The organism is Desulfonispora thiosulfatigenes DSM 11270, from assembly GCF_900176035.1.
Classification (GTDB): domain Bacteria; phylum Bacillota; class Peptococcia; order Peptococcales; family Desulfonisporaceae; genus Desulfonispora; species Desulfonispora thiosulfatigenes.
Window position 1 is genome coordinate 130112 of the sequence record NZ_FWWT01000023.1, and the last position, 16112, is coordinate 146223.

At 31.5% G+C, this 16112-nt stretch carries 14 protein-coding genes; 3 read left to right on the top strand and 11 right to left on the bottom strand.

Annotated elements, in window-relative coordinates:
* Position 1: 1 nt before the first annotated feature.
* The 7 genes from B8965_RS11865 to B8965_RS11895 form a co-directional block, all read right to left on the bottom strand.
* Positions 2-439 carry a hydrogenase iron-sulfur subunit gene (locus B8965_RS11865; RefSeq protein WP_084054404.1) on the bottom strand — a complete coding sequence of 146 codons (438 nt, stop codon included), beginning with the start codon at positions 437-439 and terminating at the stop codon, positions 2-4.
* Complete coding sequence (locus B8965_RS11870) at positions 430-2418, bottom strand: CoB--CoM heterodisulfide reductase iron-sulfur subunit A family protein (RefSeq protein ID WP_084054405.1); 1989 nt, start codon at positions 2416-2418, stop codon at positions 430-432. Before B8965_RS11870 ends, B8965_RS11865 begins: the two co-directional genes overlap by 10 nt.
* A gap of 16 nt (positions 2419-2434) precedes the next feature.
* On the bottom strand, positions 2435-3304 hold the full coding sequence (locus tag B8965_RS11875) for a CoB--CoM heterodisulfide reductase iron-sulfur subunit B family protein (protein WP_084054406.1): 870 nt from the start codon (positions 3302-3304) through the stop codon (positions 2435-2437).
* Complete coding sequence (locus tag B8965_RS11880; RefSeq protein WP_084054407.1) at positions 3304-3873, bottom strand: 4Fe-4S dicluster domain-containing protein; 570 nt, start codon at positions 3871-3873, stop codon at positions 3304-3306. The genes B8965_RS11875 and B8965_RS11880 overlap by 1 nt, the downstream gene beginning before the upstream one ends.
* Positions 3874-4293: 420 nt before the next feature.
* Positions 4294-6048 (bottom strand): sulfoacetaldehyde acetyltransferase, encoded by a 1755-nt coding sequence (gene xsc, locus B8965_RS11885; protein ID WP_084054408.1) that lies wholly within the window; start codon positions 6046-6048, stop codon positions 4294-4296.
* A gap of 448 nt (positions 6049-6496) precedes the next feature.
* The gene (pckA, locus tag B8965_RS11890; RefSeq protein WP_084054419.1) at positions 6497-8068 is read right to left on the bottom strand and encodes a phosphoenolpyruvate carboxykinase (ATP); all 1572 of its coding nucleotides are present in this window, start codon (positions 8066-8068) and stop codon (positions 6497-6499) included.
* A 93-nt stretch (positions 8069-8161) separates the two neighbouring features.
* A complete protein-coding gene (locus B8965_RS11895; RefSeq protein WP_200805925.1) occupies positions 8162-8401 on the bottom strand; it encodes a cation transporter in 240 nt (79 codons plus the stop codon).
* A 168-nt stretch (positions 8402-8569) separates the two neighbouring features.
* On the opposite strand from B8965_RS11895, the gene B8965_RS12995 reads away from it, so the two are divergent.
* The gene (locus B8965_RS12995; RefSeq protein WP_278336359.1) at positions 8570-8695 is read left to right on the top strand and encodes a hypothetical protein; all 126 of its coding nucleotides are present in this window, start codon (positions 8570-8572) and stop codon (positions 8693-8695) included.
* A gap of 16 nt (positions 8696-8711) precedes the next feature.
* Here the strand turns inward: B8965_RS12995 and B8965_RS11900 are convergent, their stop codons facing one another.
* The 3 genes from B8965_RS11900 to B8965_RS11910 form a co-directional block, all read right to left on the bottom strand.
* Positions 8712-9722, bottom strand: coding sequence for a patatin-like phospholipase family protein (locus tag B8965_RS11900; RefSeq protein ID WP_084054409.1), 1011 nt, complete (start codon positions 9720-9722; stop codon positions 8712-8714).
* Positions 9723-9819: 97 nt separating this feature from the next.
* On the bottom strand, positions 9820-10650 hold the full coding sequence (locus B8965_RS11905; RefSeq protein WP_084054410.1) for a DegV family protein: 831 nt from the start codon (positions 10648-10650) through the stop codon (positions 9820-9822).
* Positions 10651-10740: 90 nt separating this feature from the next.
* A complete protein-coding gene (locus B8965_RS11910) occupies positions 10741-11100 on the bottom strand; it encodes a hypothetical protein (protein WP_084054411.1) in 360 nt (119 codons plus the stop codon).
* A 209-nt stretch (positions 11101-11309) separates the two neighbouring features.
* Here B8965_RS11910 and B8965_RS11915 point away from each other — a divergent pair, with 209 nt between their 5' ends.
* The gene (locus tag B8965_RS11915) at positions 11310-11507 is read left to right on the top strand and encodes a DUF1858 domain-containing protein (protein WP_084054412.1); all 198 of its coding nucleotides are present in this window, start codon (positions 11310-11312) and stop codon (positions 11505-11507) included.
* A 140-nt stretch (positions 11508-11647) separates the two neighbouring features.
* Complete coding sequence (gene splB, locus B8965_RS11920; RefSeq protein WP_084054413.1) at positions 11648-12679, top strand: spore photoproduct lyase; 1032 nt, start codon at positions 11648-11650, stop codon at positions 12677-12679.
* 91 nt (positions 12680-12770) lie between these two features.
* Here splB and addA read toward each other — a convergent pair.
* Positions 12771-16112, bottom strand: a 3342-nt coding sequence (addA, locus tag B8965_RS11925) for a helicase-exonuclease AddAB subunit AddA (RefSeq protein WP_144015924.1), incomplete at its 5' end; no start/stop codon positions are given.

The window sequence follows — 16112 nt, forward strand, 5'->3', positions numbered from 1 at the left end:
TTCATTGGGCATCCCTCAACTTCCCATTAGGCCCCACCTTTTTTACGTCTCCAACAAATTCATTTATTAGCTCTTGGAATTCTGGAGCTTCTGAAGCTGAAATCCAACGAGCTTGGAAACGTTCAGGTGTTACACCAATATATTGTAATAGACGTTGCATTAACAAGAATCTTCTACGAGTAAAGTAGTTTCCTGTTGAGAAGTGACAGTCACCAGGGTGACAACCACATACTAATACACCATCAATTCCTTTTTGAAAAGCTCTGAAAACAAACTGAGGATTAACACGACCAGAACAAGGTACACGTAAAATACGAATGTTTGGTGGATACTGTAAGCGACTTAAACCTGCAAGGTCTGCTCCAGTATAAGTACACCAGTTACACGCAAAAACCAGTATTTTTGGTTCCCAGTTTTCAGGTACACTATTTATAGACATAGAGCATCCACCTCCGCTAGGATTTGTTCATTTGTAAAATGTTGAATATTTATAGCACTTGATCTACATGCTACTGTACAAGCTCCGCAACCTTGACATAAACCGTCATTTACGCTAGCTACTGTTCTTTCTAATGTTTTACCCATTACTCTTTCTTGGATAGTTTTTAAGTCTATTGCACTGTATGGACAAATAGGAGCACACATTCCACAACCAGAACATAACTTGTTATCAACAATAGATACAACTGGTTCAGTTTCCATTTCAGCTTTAGAAAGTAGTGCACAAATTTTAGCCGCTGCTGCACTAGCTTGAGCTACAGTATCAGGAATATCCTTTGGCCCTTGACAACATCCAGCTAAATAAACACCAGCTGTAGTTGTTTCAACAGGAGCTAACTTTGGATGAGCTTCTGTAAAGAAACCATCTTTATCAGTTGAAATACCAAGTTTTTGCGCCATTTCTTTTGCATCAACATGTGGAATCATAGCTGTAGATAAAACAACTAAATCTGCTTCAATTTTTACTTGCTCGCCAAGTAAAGTATCAGCACCGTATACAATTAACTGCTCCCCTTCTTTTGTTACCTTTGAAACTTTACCTCTAATATAGTTTGCACCATATTGTTCTCTAGTTCTATTATAGAACTCGTCATAAGCTTTACCAGCAGTACGCACATCCATATAGAATACATAAACATTTGAATTAGGCAATTTATCTCTTACTAAAGTAGCTTGTTTTGCTGTATACATACAACAAGCTCTTGAACAGTAAGTTTTACCTGGTTTCCCATCAGTTTCTCTTGACCCAGCACACTTAACGAATACTACATTCTTTGGCTCAGTCCAATCAGAAGGTCGAAGAACCTTTCCAGAAGTTGGTCCAGAAGCGTTAAAGATTCTTTCAAATTGTAACGCACTAATTACGTTTTTATATTTTCCAAATCCGTATTCACCAATTAAACTATAATCGAATAAATCAAAGCCAGTAGCAACTAAAATAGCACCATACTCTCTAGTAATTACTTCTTCTTTCAGTTCAAAATCTATAGCTTTAGTTGGACATACTTTTTGACAAATACCACAAACATTTTTAGTTAACTTTAAACATTTTTCGCTATCAATTACAGGTATATTTGGAATAGCTTGAGGAAAAGGTGTATAAATTGCTTTTCTATTCATTAAACCTAGATTAAATTCACTTACAACCTTGGAAGGACATTTTTCCATACAAGTACCGCAACCTGTACATAAATCCATATCTACATAACGAACCTTTTTCTTAATATCTACATTAAAATTACCCACAAAACCATCAACTTTTTCGATTTCAGCATGAGTTATTATATTAATATTTGGGTTACTTGAAGCCTCAACCATTTTTGGCGTAGAAATACATGCTGCACAGTCAAGTGTTGGGAATGTTTTATCAATTTGTGACATTCTGCCACCAATTGATGGTTCTCTTTCCACTAAATCAACTGTAATGCCTGCATTAGCTATATCGATAGCTGCTTGGATACCAGCTATACCAGCACCAACTATAAGAGCTCTTTTGGTAATTGGAATTGTAGATCTTGTTAAAGGTTCATTTTTAAGAACCTTAGCTGTTGCCATTTTCACTAAATCTATTGCTTTTTCAGTTGCTTTTTCCATGTTATTAGGGTGAACCCATGCACATTGCTCTCTGATATTAGCGATTTCAGTCATATACGCATTTTTTTCAGCTTTTTCCATACATTTTTGGAATGTTTTTTCATGCATTCTAGGTGAACAGCATGCAACTACAATTCTATCTAAACCTTGCTCTTTTACAGAGTTTTGGATTAAATCTTGACCTGGTTCAGAACACATATACTTATAATCAGTGGCAAAAGCTACTCCTGGGAGACTTTTGGCATTTTCTGCTACTTTTTCAACATCAACTGCGGATGAGATATTAGTACCACAATGACATACAAATACTCCGACCTTTCTCATCTATATCCCTCCTATCTTAAGACGCTTGAGAATTTTTTTTAGTTATTTCCATAGTGTTAACGAAGTGTTTATCAAGTCCTAACTCTTTAGGATTTAAACCAATCGCTAAACCAATTAATTGAGTAAAGTAAAGTACAGGTATATTATATTTCTTTCCTGTCTTAGCTTCAACTTGACTTTGTCTCATATCTAAATTACTCATACACATAGGACAAGCAGTTATTATACAATCAGCACCGGAGTTTTTAGCTCCGTCTAATATTTTTTCAACCATTGATAGTCCCATAGGTTGGTCACTTGTCGCATGCGATGCACCACAACACTCAGTTTTACATGACCATTCAATAGGTGTAGCCCCTGTTGCTGCTGTAATTTTATCTAATGCTGTCGGATCTTCTGGATTATCAATACTAATTTTTTCTGGACGAACCAATAAACATCCGTAATAACTTACTGCTTTTAAGTCTTTTAAAGGATTACTAACCATGGCCTTTACTTTATCTAATCCAAGATCATTATTTACAATATCAACTAATGATCTAACTGTATTTTTTGCTTCATAAGGGCGTTCAATAACTTCGCTAATAGTTTTAGCCATCTCTTTTGATTCTTTAGCAGCCACTTCACTTGTTTTGCATCTTGCATAGCAAGCTGCACATGAAATTGCTACATCAAGACCTTCCTTTTCGGCAATTGCTAAATTACGTGCTGGAAGAGCTAGGGCTAATAAATGATTAGTAAGATGAGCTGATGAAGCACCACAACAATTCCAATCTGGAATTTCCCATAAATCAATACCTAAAGCTTCACAAACTTTTTTAGTCGACATATCATATTCGATACCAGTAGCTTTTAATGAGCATCCTGGATAATAAGCATACTTCATTATTTCACACCTCCTCTTTTACGAGCATTTTCAAATATTTTTTTAACTTCATTCTTACCATTTATTGAGTGAGGCAGTGGAGAAATTTTTCCTTTTAAAAACATTGCTGGTCCAAATTGTGCATCTTTTAACGGATTCATAGTTTTTAAGTTATAACCTAAAATTAGTCCTACTTCATGCACTCTTCCATATCTCTCTACAGAGTTTAAAAAAACATCATGGAATATGTTCATGTTTTTATTAGTTATATAGCCTTTCTCTTTAGCCATGATCCTTAAGGTTTCCATAACATTGGCTATATCTACGTTTCTTGGACATCTAGTCGAACAGGTACTACATGAAGCACACACCCAAATAGTTTTAGATTTTAAAGCTTCCTCTAGAAGGCCTAGTTGAACTAATCTCATGATCTGATTAGGCGTTTTATCCATTGCAAAAGCTGCAGGACATCCAGCCGTGCATTTACCACACTGATAACAATCTGATGCTTGGACTCCACTATGTTTAGCAAGTAAAGAAATGTTTTCTTTTTTCTGTTCCAAGCCAGATGTTAATTGAATATTCGACATGATTTATTTCCTCCTTATATGGTTTTTACGGAGAACTACTTTCATTAATATCTTTAATAACTATTTGAGCTCATTCTCCAAAAACCTTCCTAGATTCAATTTTCTGAAAAAAGTATCTCTGAAGGTACATCACGAAAAAACAATAATGAACATCATTGTTTAATTTAATATAATTTATTTATTTTGTGAAAGGTTTCATTTGCTGTATTGTTATTATAACATTTTTATCTAATATTGAAAACTAAAAAATTAATTTATAGTTTACTGTTATCTTCATAATTTGATTTATCAACTAATATATATTATAAGGGGTTTTGTGTTTAATTGCACATGTATTTTCTGGGCAACTAAGTACAAATTAACATTTTATATTAATAAAAAAAGCAAGGGGTTAACCCCTTGCTTTATCTTTTACTTTAATTAGTTTTTTGGGAAATATTTAGCATCTAAGTGCTCGTATTTTGGTAAATAACGAGTTGGTAATGCTAATGCATCTTTTCTGAATGGAGGAGCTAAGATAGTTCCGTCTACAACGAATTCAAGTACAACTGGATGTCCTTCAGCTCTCCAAGCTAAACCTTGCTTGAATGCATCTGCTATATCTTCAGGTTTTTCAACTCTGATTCCTTTAGCACCAAAAGCTTCAGCAGCTGGAATGAAGCTGATTGGGTTAGGGATTTCTGTTCCAACAAAACGGTTGTTGTAGAAATCAATTTGGTTTTTCTTCTCTGCACACCAAGCCATATTTCTGAATACGCATGCGATTACAGGTAACTTGTATTGTACTGCAGTACTGATTTCATGTAAACTTTGTCCCCATGCACCGTCACCAACAATTGCAACAACTGGGCTATCTGGCTCAGCCATTTGAGCACCTAAACCTGCTTGGTAAGCAAATCCAGTGTTACCAAATGTTAATGCAGCGATGTGTTTCTTAGGCTTAGTAAATTTGAAGTAGCTGTTTGCAGTAGAAGCAACATTACCGATGTCAGTAGTAAGGATTGCATCTTCTGGCATTAATTTAGCAACTTCAAATAATACTCTTCTTGGGTTGATTGGGTTACCAGGCATCATAGCCATTTCTTCGATTTCCTTGAACCAATCATTTCTTCTTTCTTGAATCTTAGCTAAACGCTCAGCATTAGGCTTAACGTCACCTTTAGCTTTTAATAATTTAATTAATTCAGCAGTTGCTAATTTAGCATCTCCGATAATTGGAACAGTAACTGGATGTCTACGTCCAATTTGTTTTGGGTTAACTTCGATTTGAATGATTTTAGCATTTTCTGGGAAGTAGTTAATGTCGTATTGTGGTAAAGTACCAAATACTGATAATCTAGATCCAATAGCTAAAATTACGTCTGCATCTTGTAAAGAGTACATAGCAGATTTAGCACCCATATATCCGATAGGTCCTACCCATAACTCATCATCAGCTGGGTAAGTATCGTTATGTAAGTAACTCATTGCAACTGGAGCAGTTAACATATGAGCGATTTCTTTAACTTCAGCAAAAGCATCAGCGTCAACAACACCTCTACCAGAAATGATAACAGGGTTTTTAGCAGCAGCTAATATTTCAGTAGCTCTAGCTAATTCAGTAGCATCCCCAGCACCACGTACGTTCATAGCACGGTATTGGTCTGGACGAAGAATTTCTTCGTAAACTTCACCATAGAAGTAGTTACGAGGAATGTCAACATAAACTGGTCCACGTTCAGCATAAGCAATTCTAAATGCAGTTCTTAATACATCTCCAGCTCTGCTTGGATGTGGAACTTGTAATACTTGTTTAGTGATTGATCTAAAGATTGAAACTTGGTCACATTCTTGGAAACCATCCCAACCTACAGTTGGAGTACCAGCAGATGGTCCTAAAACTACCATTGGAGTGTGAGCTTGGTTAGCAGCTGCAACGCAAGTAACTAAGTTAGTTACACCAGGTCCGTTTTGTCCAATACATACACTTGCTTTACCTGTAATACGACAATAAGCATCTTGCATATGTCCTGCAGTTTGCTCATGACGAACTGCGATAAATTCTATTCCTGCAGTTGGCCATAAGTCTAACATATCCATAAATGCAGAACCTAGTATACCTGTAACATGAGTTACACCTTCATTAACAAGAACTTCAGTCATAGCCTCACTTGGAGTCATTTTAACTTTTGCCATTTGAGAAAAAACCCCCTTGTAAATTAATTATTTATTATAACCCTTAATTAATATTAAATATTGTTTAAAGGTTAATAGCGATGTAATATAGTCTGAATTTTTGAAACTTTCTAATAAATCACATGACATTTAGAATCAAATAATGTATTCATATTAAAATTCTCAATATCGTTAACCTTCTTATATGTAAAACAAATACTGCCATAACTTATATCATATGTATGTGATTAGGTACTACTTGTCTTTAAATTAATCATATAGTTTTTTACCGATTTAGTCAACCTCAAAATATAAACTTTTTTTCGTTATTTTTTGAGCTTTTTTGCAAAAAGGATTGATTTGTTATATATACTTATTTATTATACCGTATCTTTTGAAAATAAGCTACCAATAAATAAACCTCTACTATAGAGGTTTATTTATTGAGTTAGTGCTAGAATATTTTTATTTATATAGATGGACCAGCATTTACTATTTTTTCTGGTATATCTTCGAATTGTTCGAAATTATCTTTGAATTTTCTTGCAAGCTCTATAGCCTTCTTATTGTATTCTTCTTTGTCCTCCCAAGTATTGATAGGATTTAATATTTCAACGGGAACATTTGGACATTCTATGGGAATAAGTATGTTAAAAATAGGATCTAATTCATATTTGACGTCTTTTAAATCGCCTTTTAAAACTGCTGTGACCATATTACGAGTATATTTAAGATTCATTCTATTTCCGATTCCATAGGGTCCACCTGTCCAGCCGGTATTAATTAAGTAAACATTTACATTAAAATCATCTATTCTTTTACCTAACATATTTGCATATACTATTGGATTTATAGGTAAGAAAGGTTCACCAAATGCCGTTGAAAAAGTAGCTTGTGGCTCAGTTATACCTCTTTCTGTTCCTGCTAATTTACTAGTATATCCTGATAAAAAGTGGTACATTGCACTTTCTTTTGTTAATTTTGCTATTGGTGGCAATACTCCAAAAGCATCTGCTGTTAAAAAAATTATATTCTTAGGAGCATTACTTGTTCCTGGAATAAGTGCGTTGTCAATATAATTAATTGGGTAACCTGCTCTTGTATTTTCAGTTAATGAGTTGTCTTCAAAATTCGGTATTCTATCTTTATTATTTACTACCACATTTTCTAGTATTGTACCAAATTTAATTGCATTCCAAATTTCTGGTTCTTTTTCTTCCGATAAATTTATTGTTTTTGCATAACAACCACCTTCAAAGTTAAACACCCCTAATGGTGACCACCCATGTTCATCATCGCCTATAAGTCTTCGATTAGGATCTGCTGATAGTGTTGTTTTTCCTGTTCCTGATAATCCAAAAAACAAGGCAACGTCTTCATTATCTCCTACATTGGCTGAGCAATGCATTGGTAATACATCTTTTTTCGGTAATAAGTAATTCATTACTGAAAATACAGATTTTTTAATTTCACCACAATACATACTTCCTGCAATAAGTATCATTTTCTTTTCTAAACTTATTATTATAGCTGCTTCAGAATTAGTCCCATCAATTTCAGGATTACATTTAAACCCTGGTGCGCAAAGTATTGTAAATTCATTTTTATAAGTTTTTAATTCTTCGCTTGTAGGACGAATTAATAATTGTTTAATAAATAAATTCTGACAAGCATATTCATTTATAACTCTAAAAGAAGTTCGATATTTTGGATCTGCTCCAGCAAATCCATCAAAAACAAACAAATCCTTATTTTGTAAATAAGCTGTCATTCTATTATAAATATTAACAAACTTTTGAATGCTTATCGGCATATTTACCTTTCCCCAAGCTATTTCATTGTTTATACTAGGTTCGTCGACAATGAATCTATCTTTAGGTGAACGCCCTGTGTATTTTCCTGTTTCAATACATAGTGCACCTTTAGCTGTTAATATACCTTCTTTTCTCTGTACTGCTCTTTCTATTAACTCTGAAACAGATAAATTATGGTGTATTGTACCAGTATTTATGATCCCGGTTTCTTCTAACAATACAATCATTCCTCTCAAAGAAATCTTCCTCATTATGTATATTAAACTAACTTGGGTAAATATGCTAAAAAAACCTTAATTCCAAAGGAATTAAGGTTTTTGCTAGTCTACTATAGAATATCCTTTGTCTATAATTGCTGCCTTAATAGCATCAATTGTAATTAAATTTGGATTATGTTCTATAACTACTTGACCAGTATCTAAATTTACTTCAACGTTTTCAATACCGTTTAATTCTTGTTTAATATCTTCTACAGCCTTCTTACAATGCCCACAAGACATTCCCTCTACTTTTAAAGTTTCAGTATGCATATGATTATGCTCAGTACAACATTCACACATATAAAATCCTCCTAACATATCTCATTAAATAAAGATTACCCAAATATATATGATAGGTCAATCATTTCTTCATAAAAATAATTAATATCTTATAAGTACTTATTAAATGTAGCACATAAATTGTATAATTGTTATACTTTAATAAATACTACAATAAGGAGGTTTGTTATGAATATCTTGGGTTTAATTGGTTTAATTACGATGGGTACTATCGTTCTCTTTCAAACTGTAATTTTGGATAAAGCTCTAGATCCTATTTTAGAAGATAAAGTTGATTTTGATATGAGAGTTTAAGGTCTAAGTTTTTATCTTAGACCTTTTTGCATTTTTCCATGCAATTAAAAAATTCTTGTGTACACCTTTTTCCTGATAGAATTAAATTACTTTTGATTTCATCAGATATATTAAAAGAAAGACAACCAACCCCCACTGAATCAATATATACTGTCCTTCTTTTATCATCACTATGCAAATGTTCATTTGCTTGATTATCCATGATAGTTTGAATTAATTTATAAATAAAATCCGGAAGATTATTTATACATTTACTTTCTGGTTTATAACCTTCATTAAAAAGAGCTATCTCTTTTTCTGATTCTACACGAAAACCTAGTGTTTCAATATTATAAACATAAATATCGTATTTTTCCCCTTTATTATTTCTATTTAGATTATTGTAATTTCGATAATAATCTGGAATACGATAATATTTATCAATATATTTGATTCGATCAAAAAGCTTTATGGGATAGTTATTTAAGACGCCTCCATCTATATATATATCCCCATTCATTTTAGGTGCAATATATACTAAAGGAATCGACATCGAAATTCGAACAGCATCAGCTAATGCCATGTTAGGGGTATGCTCATAGGAAAAAACTTCACTATACCCAGTTGATAAATTTGTTCCAATAATATAGATATCTCTAAAATTGTATTTTCTTTTATTTATATATATTTCTTTAAAGCTTATTTTTTCATTTTTAGTTTTATATTTAATAATTTCACTGATCCAATTATAGAATACTTCTCCCCTATACCAACCAAATTTTTGGTAAAACATTTGCGCATTTGTCGCTATTGCAGATGATTTGTCTAAAAACAAAGTGAAATCTAGGTTATTAAGGATATTTTTTATTTCATTCACACTATAATTCAGTCCAAATAAAAGTGCTAAAATAGCACCTCCCGAAGTACCACCCACTCTTTTTATATTTTTTAGTATATTTTTTTCTTCTAATATATCTATAGCACCTGCATAAGCCAGACACTTAATACCTCCGCCTTCAAAAATTAAATTACGATATTTATACCTCATCTTTTCCCTCCTCTATAGAAAGGTCTCTTTATAGCTTATTCATGAGGTATAAGTAATGTTATAAAAAAAAGCCCAATACCGAAGTATTGAACCTTTTTTATAGTGCTATTAAAATAGCTCCTAATCCTGTATGAGCACCAATTGTTGGACCTAGTTCTGAAATTATTATTTCTTGAGGTTTTAATGATTCATTTAAAATTGCTTTTATTTCTAAAGCTTCAGATAAACATTTTGTGTGAGATATCCCTATTTTTATCTTAGTAAAATCTTTACCCGTTTCTTCGACTAATTTCACTAACTTTTTAAGTGCCTTTTTTCTACCTCTTACCTTTTCTAAAGTACCAATTGTTCCATCCGGCAAATTATATAAAATTGGCTTTATATCAAAAACTTGACCAATTGCTCCTTCCCAGCTAGAAAGACGCCCACCTTTTACAATATATTCCAATGTGTCAATAGTAAAGAAAGTGTTTAAATTATCACGATAAGTTATTACTTTCTCCACTATTTCCTCAAAACTTTTTCCCTCTTCTCGTAAATCACAAGCCTTTATAACGTTCATTCCTGTCCCTAGGCTTGCATTTAAAGAATCTATTATTTCAATTTTGGCATTAACCATACTTTTGGCTAAGACAGCACTTTCATAAGATCCACTTAAACCAGAAGATAAGGTAATACAAACTATTGGTCCTTTTTTACTTAATTTCTCAAAAACATCTACATAATACGCGGGAGCTGGTCTTGAAGTTTTAGGCATTTCTTTAGAAGACTCTAAGCTCTTATAAAATGTTTCATTGTTTATTTCAACTTGATCTAAAAAGGTTTCATTTTTAATTTGAATACTTAAAGGCACTACCTCTATACTATATTTATTTATTATTTCTTTTGGTAAATCAGCTGAACTATCTGTGACAATTTGCAATTGCACCTTTTCACCTCCAAAGTCATTCGATGTTTCATATTAAGAGATTTCTTTTAAATATATTTTTGATATCTTCTTATAACTAGTTTTATTTAGTTAACTCTTTTTTTCAATCTTAGAATATTTGGAAATAATGATAACCATAAAAATAAAAGTTATAAAATAAGCTATTAGTAATCCTAATATATAACTTAAAAGTCCACTTAATGTTACTAAATATGTAATTATTCTAAATGCATTTGAAAGAAAATCAAATATTGCAGTATTAACACCTAGATTTTTAAATTCCAGACGAATTGTTTTTCCAATTTTGCTTGTCTCAACTGGTATTGATACACTACTGATAAAAAAAAGAAAGCCAAATGACCACGCAAAGGCAGCGCTACCTATTTGATATGATTTCACTATTAAAGCCAATTCTAAACTACCTGCAAATATATAACTAAGTAAAAGCAAACTTCAATCCTCCTAAAGGTAAAGATATCTTAACCATTATTATTTCGCTATAAAAAGACTAAAACCTTTTAAAATCATAATAATTAGTCACAATATGATTTATAATATACTATAGTTTTATTTAATGCAATTATTGTATATTGATTGTAAAAATAAAGCTATTTTGATATACTAAACCATGAATTTCATAAAAAAGGAGGACATTTCCAATGAAGGTAACTAAAGAAATGAGTATAATTGAGATTGTGCAAAACCATCCAGAAACTGCTGAAATTTTCATGCAATTTGGTATGGGTTGTTTAGGTTGCTCAGCAGCACGTTTTGAAAACATTGAACAAGGAGCTGCTGCTCACGGCATAAATGTTGATGAATTAGTACAAGCGTTAAATAAAGCTTTAGGGGAATAGTCCTAAACTTCTAGGTCCACTTTAACCAGTGGACCTTTTTAATTTAAACTTTTAAGATTTATAAAATCTCATACTTTAGGAATACTACTTATTATGATACTTAATTAATTAGTACCATAAATTTATCTTCAGGAGGAAATATGAGCATTTATCCTTATATACCTAAAAGAGCGTTTATCGAACCTGATGCTTTAAAATATCCTTTAGGACAAAAAATATATAAACAATTATCTGATTTACATGTTCCTATAATAGAGACTTCTTCTCATAATAGGATAACTGGTATCCCAGGTAAAACTCCTACAGAAAAATACTATGAAGGAAAAAATACATTAGTTATTGGAATTAAACGTGGAAACACCTTTCAAACTTGCAAACCGTCTGCTCATTATCAGCTTCCTCTTACTACAAGTTGTCCAGGTAAATGTGAATATTGTTATTTAAATACTACCTTAGGTAAAAAACCATATTTAAGGGTTTATGTTAATGTTGATGAAATTTTAGACAGAACAAAACAATATATTATAGACAGATTGCCAGAGACCACAGTTTTTGAAGGGGCAGCAACATCTGACCCTCTACCAACTGAACCCTTTACAGGTTCTTTAGCTAAAACAATCAAATTCTTTAGTTTAGAAAAAAATGCCCGTTTTCGCTTTGTCACTAAATTTACAAATGTAGATTCTCTTTTAAATATTGATCATCAGGGCAATACTAGATTTAGATTTAGTTTAAATAGTAATCATGTTATTAATAGTTACGAACACAGTACCGCAAGTTTAAAAGAAAGAATTAAAGCTGCTCATAAGGTATCTTTAGCAGGTTATCCTTTAGGATTTATTATTGGACCAATAATGCAATATGAGGGATATCAAAATGAATACACGGAACTTTTTGAGCATTTAAGCGATACACTTAATCCTAATCTACATAATTCCCTAGCTTTTGAATTTATTACACATCGTTTTACCTCTAAAGCAAAAAATCAAATTTTAGAGGTTTTTCCAAGTTCTACTCTTCCTATGGATGAAGTTAATAGACAATATAAATATGGCCAGTTTGGTTATGGTAAATATATTTATCCAAAGGATAAAATGAAAGAGCTAAGAGTTTTTTTTGAAAATCTTATGGCTAAGTATTTTCCCCAAAGTGAATTCACATATTTTGTGTAAGAACAATATACCATTAAGTAAGGAACTAGATATTGTTTTACTAATTTATAACATCTAGTTCCCTACATAATTAGGTATTAACTTTAAAATCTTACATCTTAATTGCCTCTTGTAAATTAAATAAATATATATACTTTTCCACAACTGGTTCTTTATATATTTTTTCTATAGCTTTTGTATATAAATTAATTTGTCCTTCATACCGATTAACCAGTTCTGGTATATTGTCCCTTGTAACATAATCACTTTTATAGTCTAGTAAAATAAACCCTTTCTCTTCTTGCCATAAACAGTCAATAATACCTTGCACTAATATTTTCTCATTTTCTACGTCTTCATAATACATATTGGCAGGCAAGGTTAAACTAAATGGAAGCTCTCTTTTCACATTTTTTGATTGTTTCATTCTTAAACCTAATTTACTTTTAAAGAAATTAATGATTAAATCTAAATCTACTGCCCTACTTTGTTCATTAGTTAAAATTTCTTGATTTATTAAGAAATTAACTAAGTTATTTAAATAATCTTTCGTTATTTCTTGATTTAACTCAATATGCTGCATTACTAAATGGATAGCTGAACCTTTTTCTAAGGCTGTTAGTCCTTTTTCTTTTTGCATAAAATTAGGTCTGCGATTAAAATTAGTATAAATTTTAGTTTCTTCTTTTTTATCCTTTTTATTTTCGCTTACTGGTTTTTTAAACTTATCTTTTATTTCTGTAACTGAAAGTTTTGCTTCTTTACCAAGAGAACTTTGAAATAAATACTGCCAGTCCAATCTTTTAGAAACCTCTATAACTTTAGCTGATTCAACTTCAATAGGTTTGAGGTAATTTATTTTTTCTAATAAATCTTCATTAGTTTTTTTAATTTCATCCTTTTCAATCTCATTTTCACTTTGATATAAAGTCACTTCCCATTTTGAGTTGTCCTTTAAAATGGAATTGATTGATAATGCACTTAAATTTCTAATATTTTCGCCATCAGTATGCCTAGCTAAACACGGCCCTATCCAATCTAAATAATTTTTACTATTAACTAAATTATAAAAAGTTAACCTTACCTGTTCATTATCTATTAACTGACTCCATTCATCGGCTTTTTTATCAATATTACTTATAGAACCAACTAAAACAAGTTTTTCCCGTGCTCTGGTGAGAGCTACATAGAGAATTCTTAGTTCTTCTGCCAAGGTTTCTATTTTAAGCTTATTTTCAATCACAAGTTTTGCAATTGTAGGATATTTTATTCTTTTATCAATATCAATATACATGGGTCCTAGACCCATATCCTTATCTAAAATTATATCTTTATTTAAATCTGTAAGATTGAAATTCTTCCCAAGTCCTACTACAAAAACTAAAGGAAATTCTAGACCTTTACTTTTATGAATACTCATTATTCTTACTACATTTTCATTTTCACCTAAAGCCCTAGCTCTTTCCATATCTCCTTTGTTTTCTCTCAATCTTTCTATAAATCTTAAAAACATAAATAAACCCCTAAAACTTGTTTCTTCATATTGTCTAGCTCTTTCATGAAGAACTCTTAAGTTTGCCTGTCTTTGATTGCCACCTGGCATTCCCCCTACATACTCATAATAACCAGTATCTAGGAATAAATCCCACACTAAGTCTGCTAAATTACCATGCCTTGCTAGTGTTCTCCATTTATCTAAGTTTAGTAAAAAGTCATTTAGTTTTTGAGAAAGTTCATCTTGATTTTGGACAGCTGTTTGTTTAACCGCTTCAAAAAAATTCTTTTCTTTATTATTTAAGGCGATTATACTTAACTCTTCAGTATTTAAGCCTATTAATGGTGATCTTAATACACTAGCTAAAGGTATATCTTGGTATGGATTATCTATTATTTTTAATAAAGAAAGCATTACTTTAATTTCAGTTGCATCAAAATAACCACTTCCTAATTCTGCATATACAGGAATGTCTAAGGAACGAAATTCTTCTAGAAAAAATTCCGCATTCCCTCTAGGTGACCTAAACAAAATTACTATATCTCGATACGTTAAATTTCTATATTCACCTATATTTTTATCAAAAATCTTACTCTCTTTTTTTAGAAGTTCTTTTATTTTTCGTCCTACTAAGCTGGCTTCTCTTTGTAGATAGTTTTGTTCATCATCTGTTTTTTTATCTAAAATATGAACCTCTATAGCTCCTTTAATTGAACTTTCTTCCGCTATATCAGGATAACTTGCTCCTAAAATCAATTTTGCTTTATCATCATAATCAATCTTACCAAATTCAGTATTCATAATTTGGCTAAAAATAAAATTAACGCCATCAACAATTTCCTCACGACAGCGAAAATTTTTAGATAAATCTATCCTTATGTCCTGGGGAGATTTTTCATAATTTCGATATTTTTCTATAAAAAGTTCTGGATTAGCCAGTCTAAAACGATAAATACTTTGTTTAACATCGCCAACCATAAAACGATTGTTATTTTTTGAAACTAAGTGAAGTATAGTTTCTTGGACATCATTAATGTCTTGATACTCATCTACTAAAATTTCTTCATAATTTTCTTTTAACCTTAAGCAAACCTTAGAAGCATTTAGGTTTTGAAAGCTGGAGTCTTTTTCTAATAAAATCTGTAAACAAAAGTGCTCTAAATCCGTGAAATCTAGTACATTTCTTTTTTGTTTTTTATTCCAGTAAGCTGTTTTAAAATCTTTAACCAATTGGATTAAAACCTTCATCATGGGTTTAACTACAAGCAGGTCTGCCTCTAAGACTTCAGAATTGTGCATAAAATATTTATTTTCAATTTTACTAATTTTCTTTTTTACTTCATCGCGTAACCCTTGAACTAATTCTTTTAAATCTGGGTCAACATCGTCATTTTTCTTAATGCTTGGTAATCTTGCAAATTGTTGTTCCTCTAAAGAATTGTAGATAAGATCCCACGATTTATTACATGCTCCTATGAGATCTTCTATGCATGCTAAATCTTCGTTCAAAACCTTAGTATAAGCTAAAGGACCTTTAGAAGAATTAGCTAAGCTTAGTGCTTTTATTAATAAATTTTCACATTCTTTAAATTCTACCTTAACTAAAGGTAAAAGATAGCTAAACCAATCGAGATGGCTTAAATTTTCACTACTTTCATCTAACCACTTTTCTGGCCAAGGATTGCTGCCAGAAAATTCATATAAATTTAAGATCAACTCTTTAACGATACTATCGTCTTTTTCTCCTCCATATGCATCGATGAGTTTTAAAAACAGATCATCTTCCTTACTGTTGATATAATGTTCTTCTAAAACTTCTTCGACTGCATCGAACCTTAGCAATTCACCTTCAGTATCGTTTACAATTCTAAAGTTTGGATCGATATCTAACATGAAAAAGTTTTCTCTTACTATTTCTAAACAAAAGGAATGCAACGTTGTAATAGAAGCATTATTTAA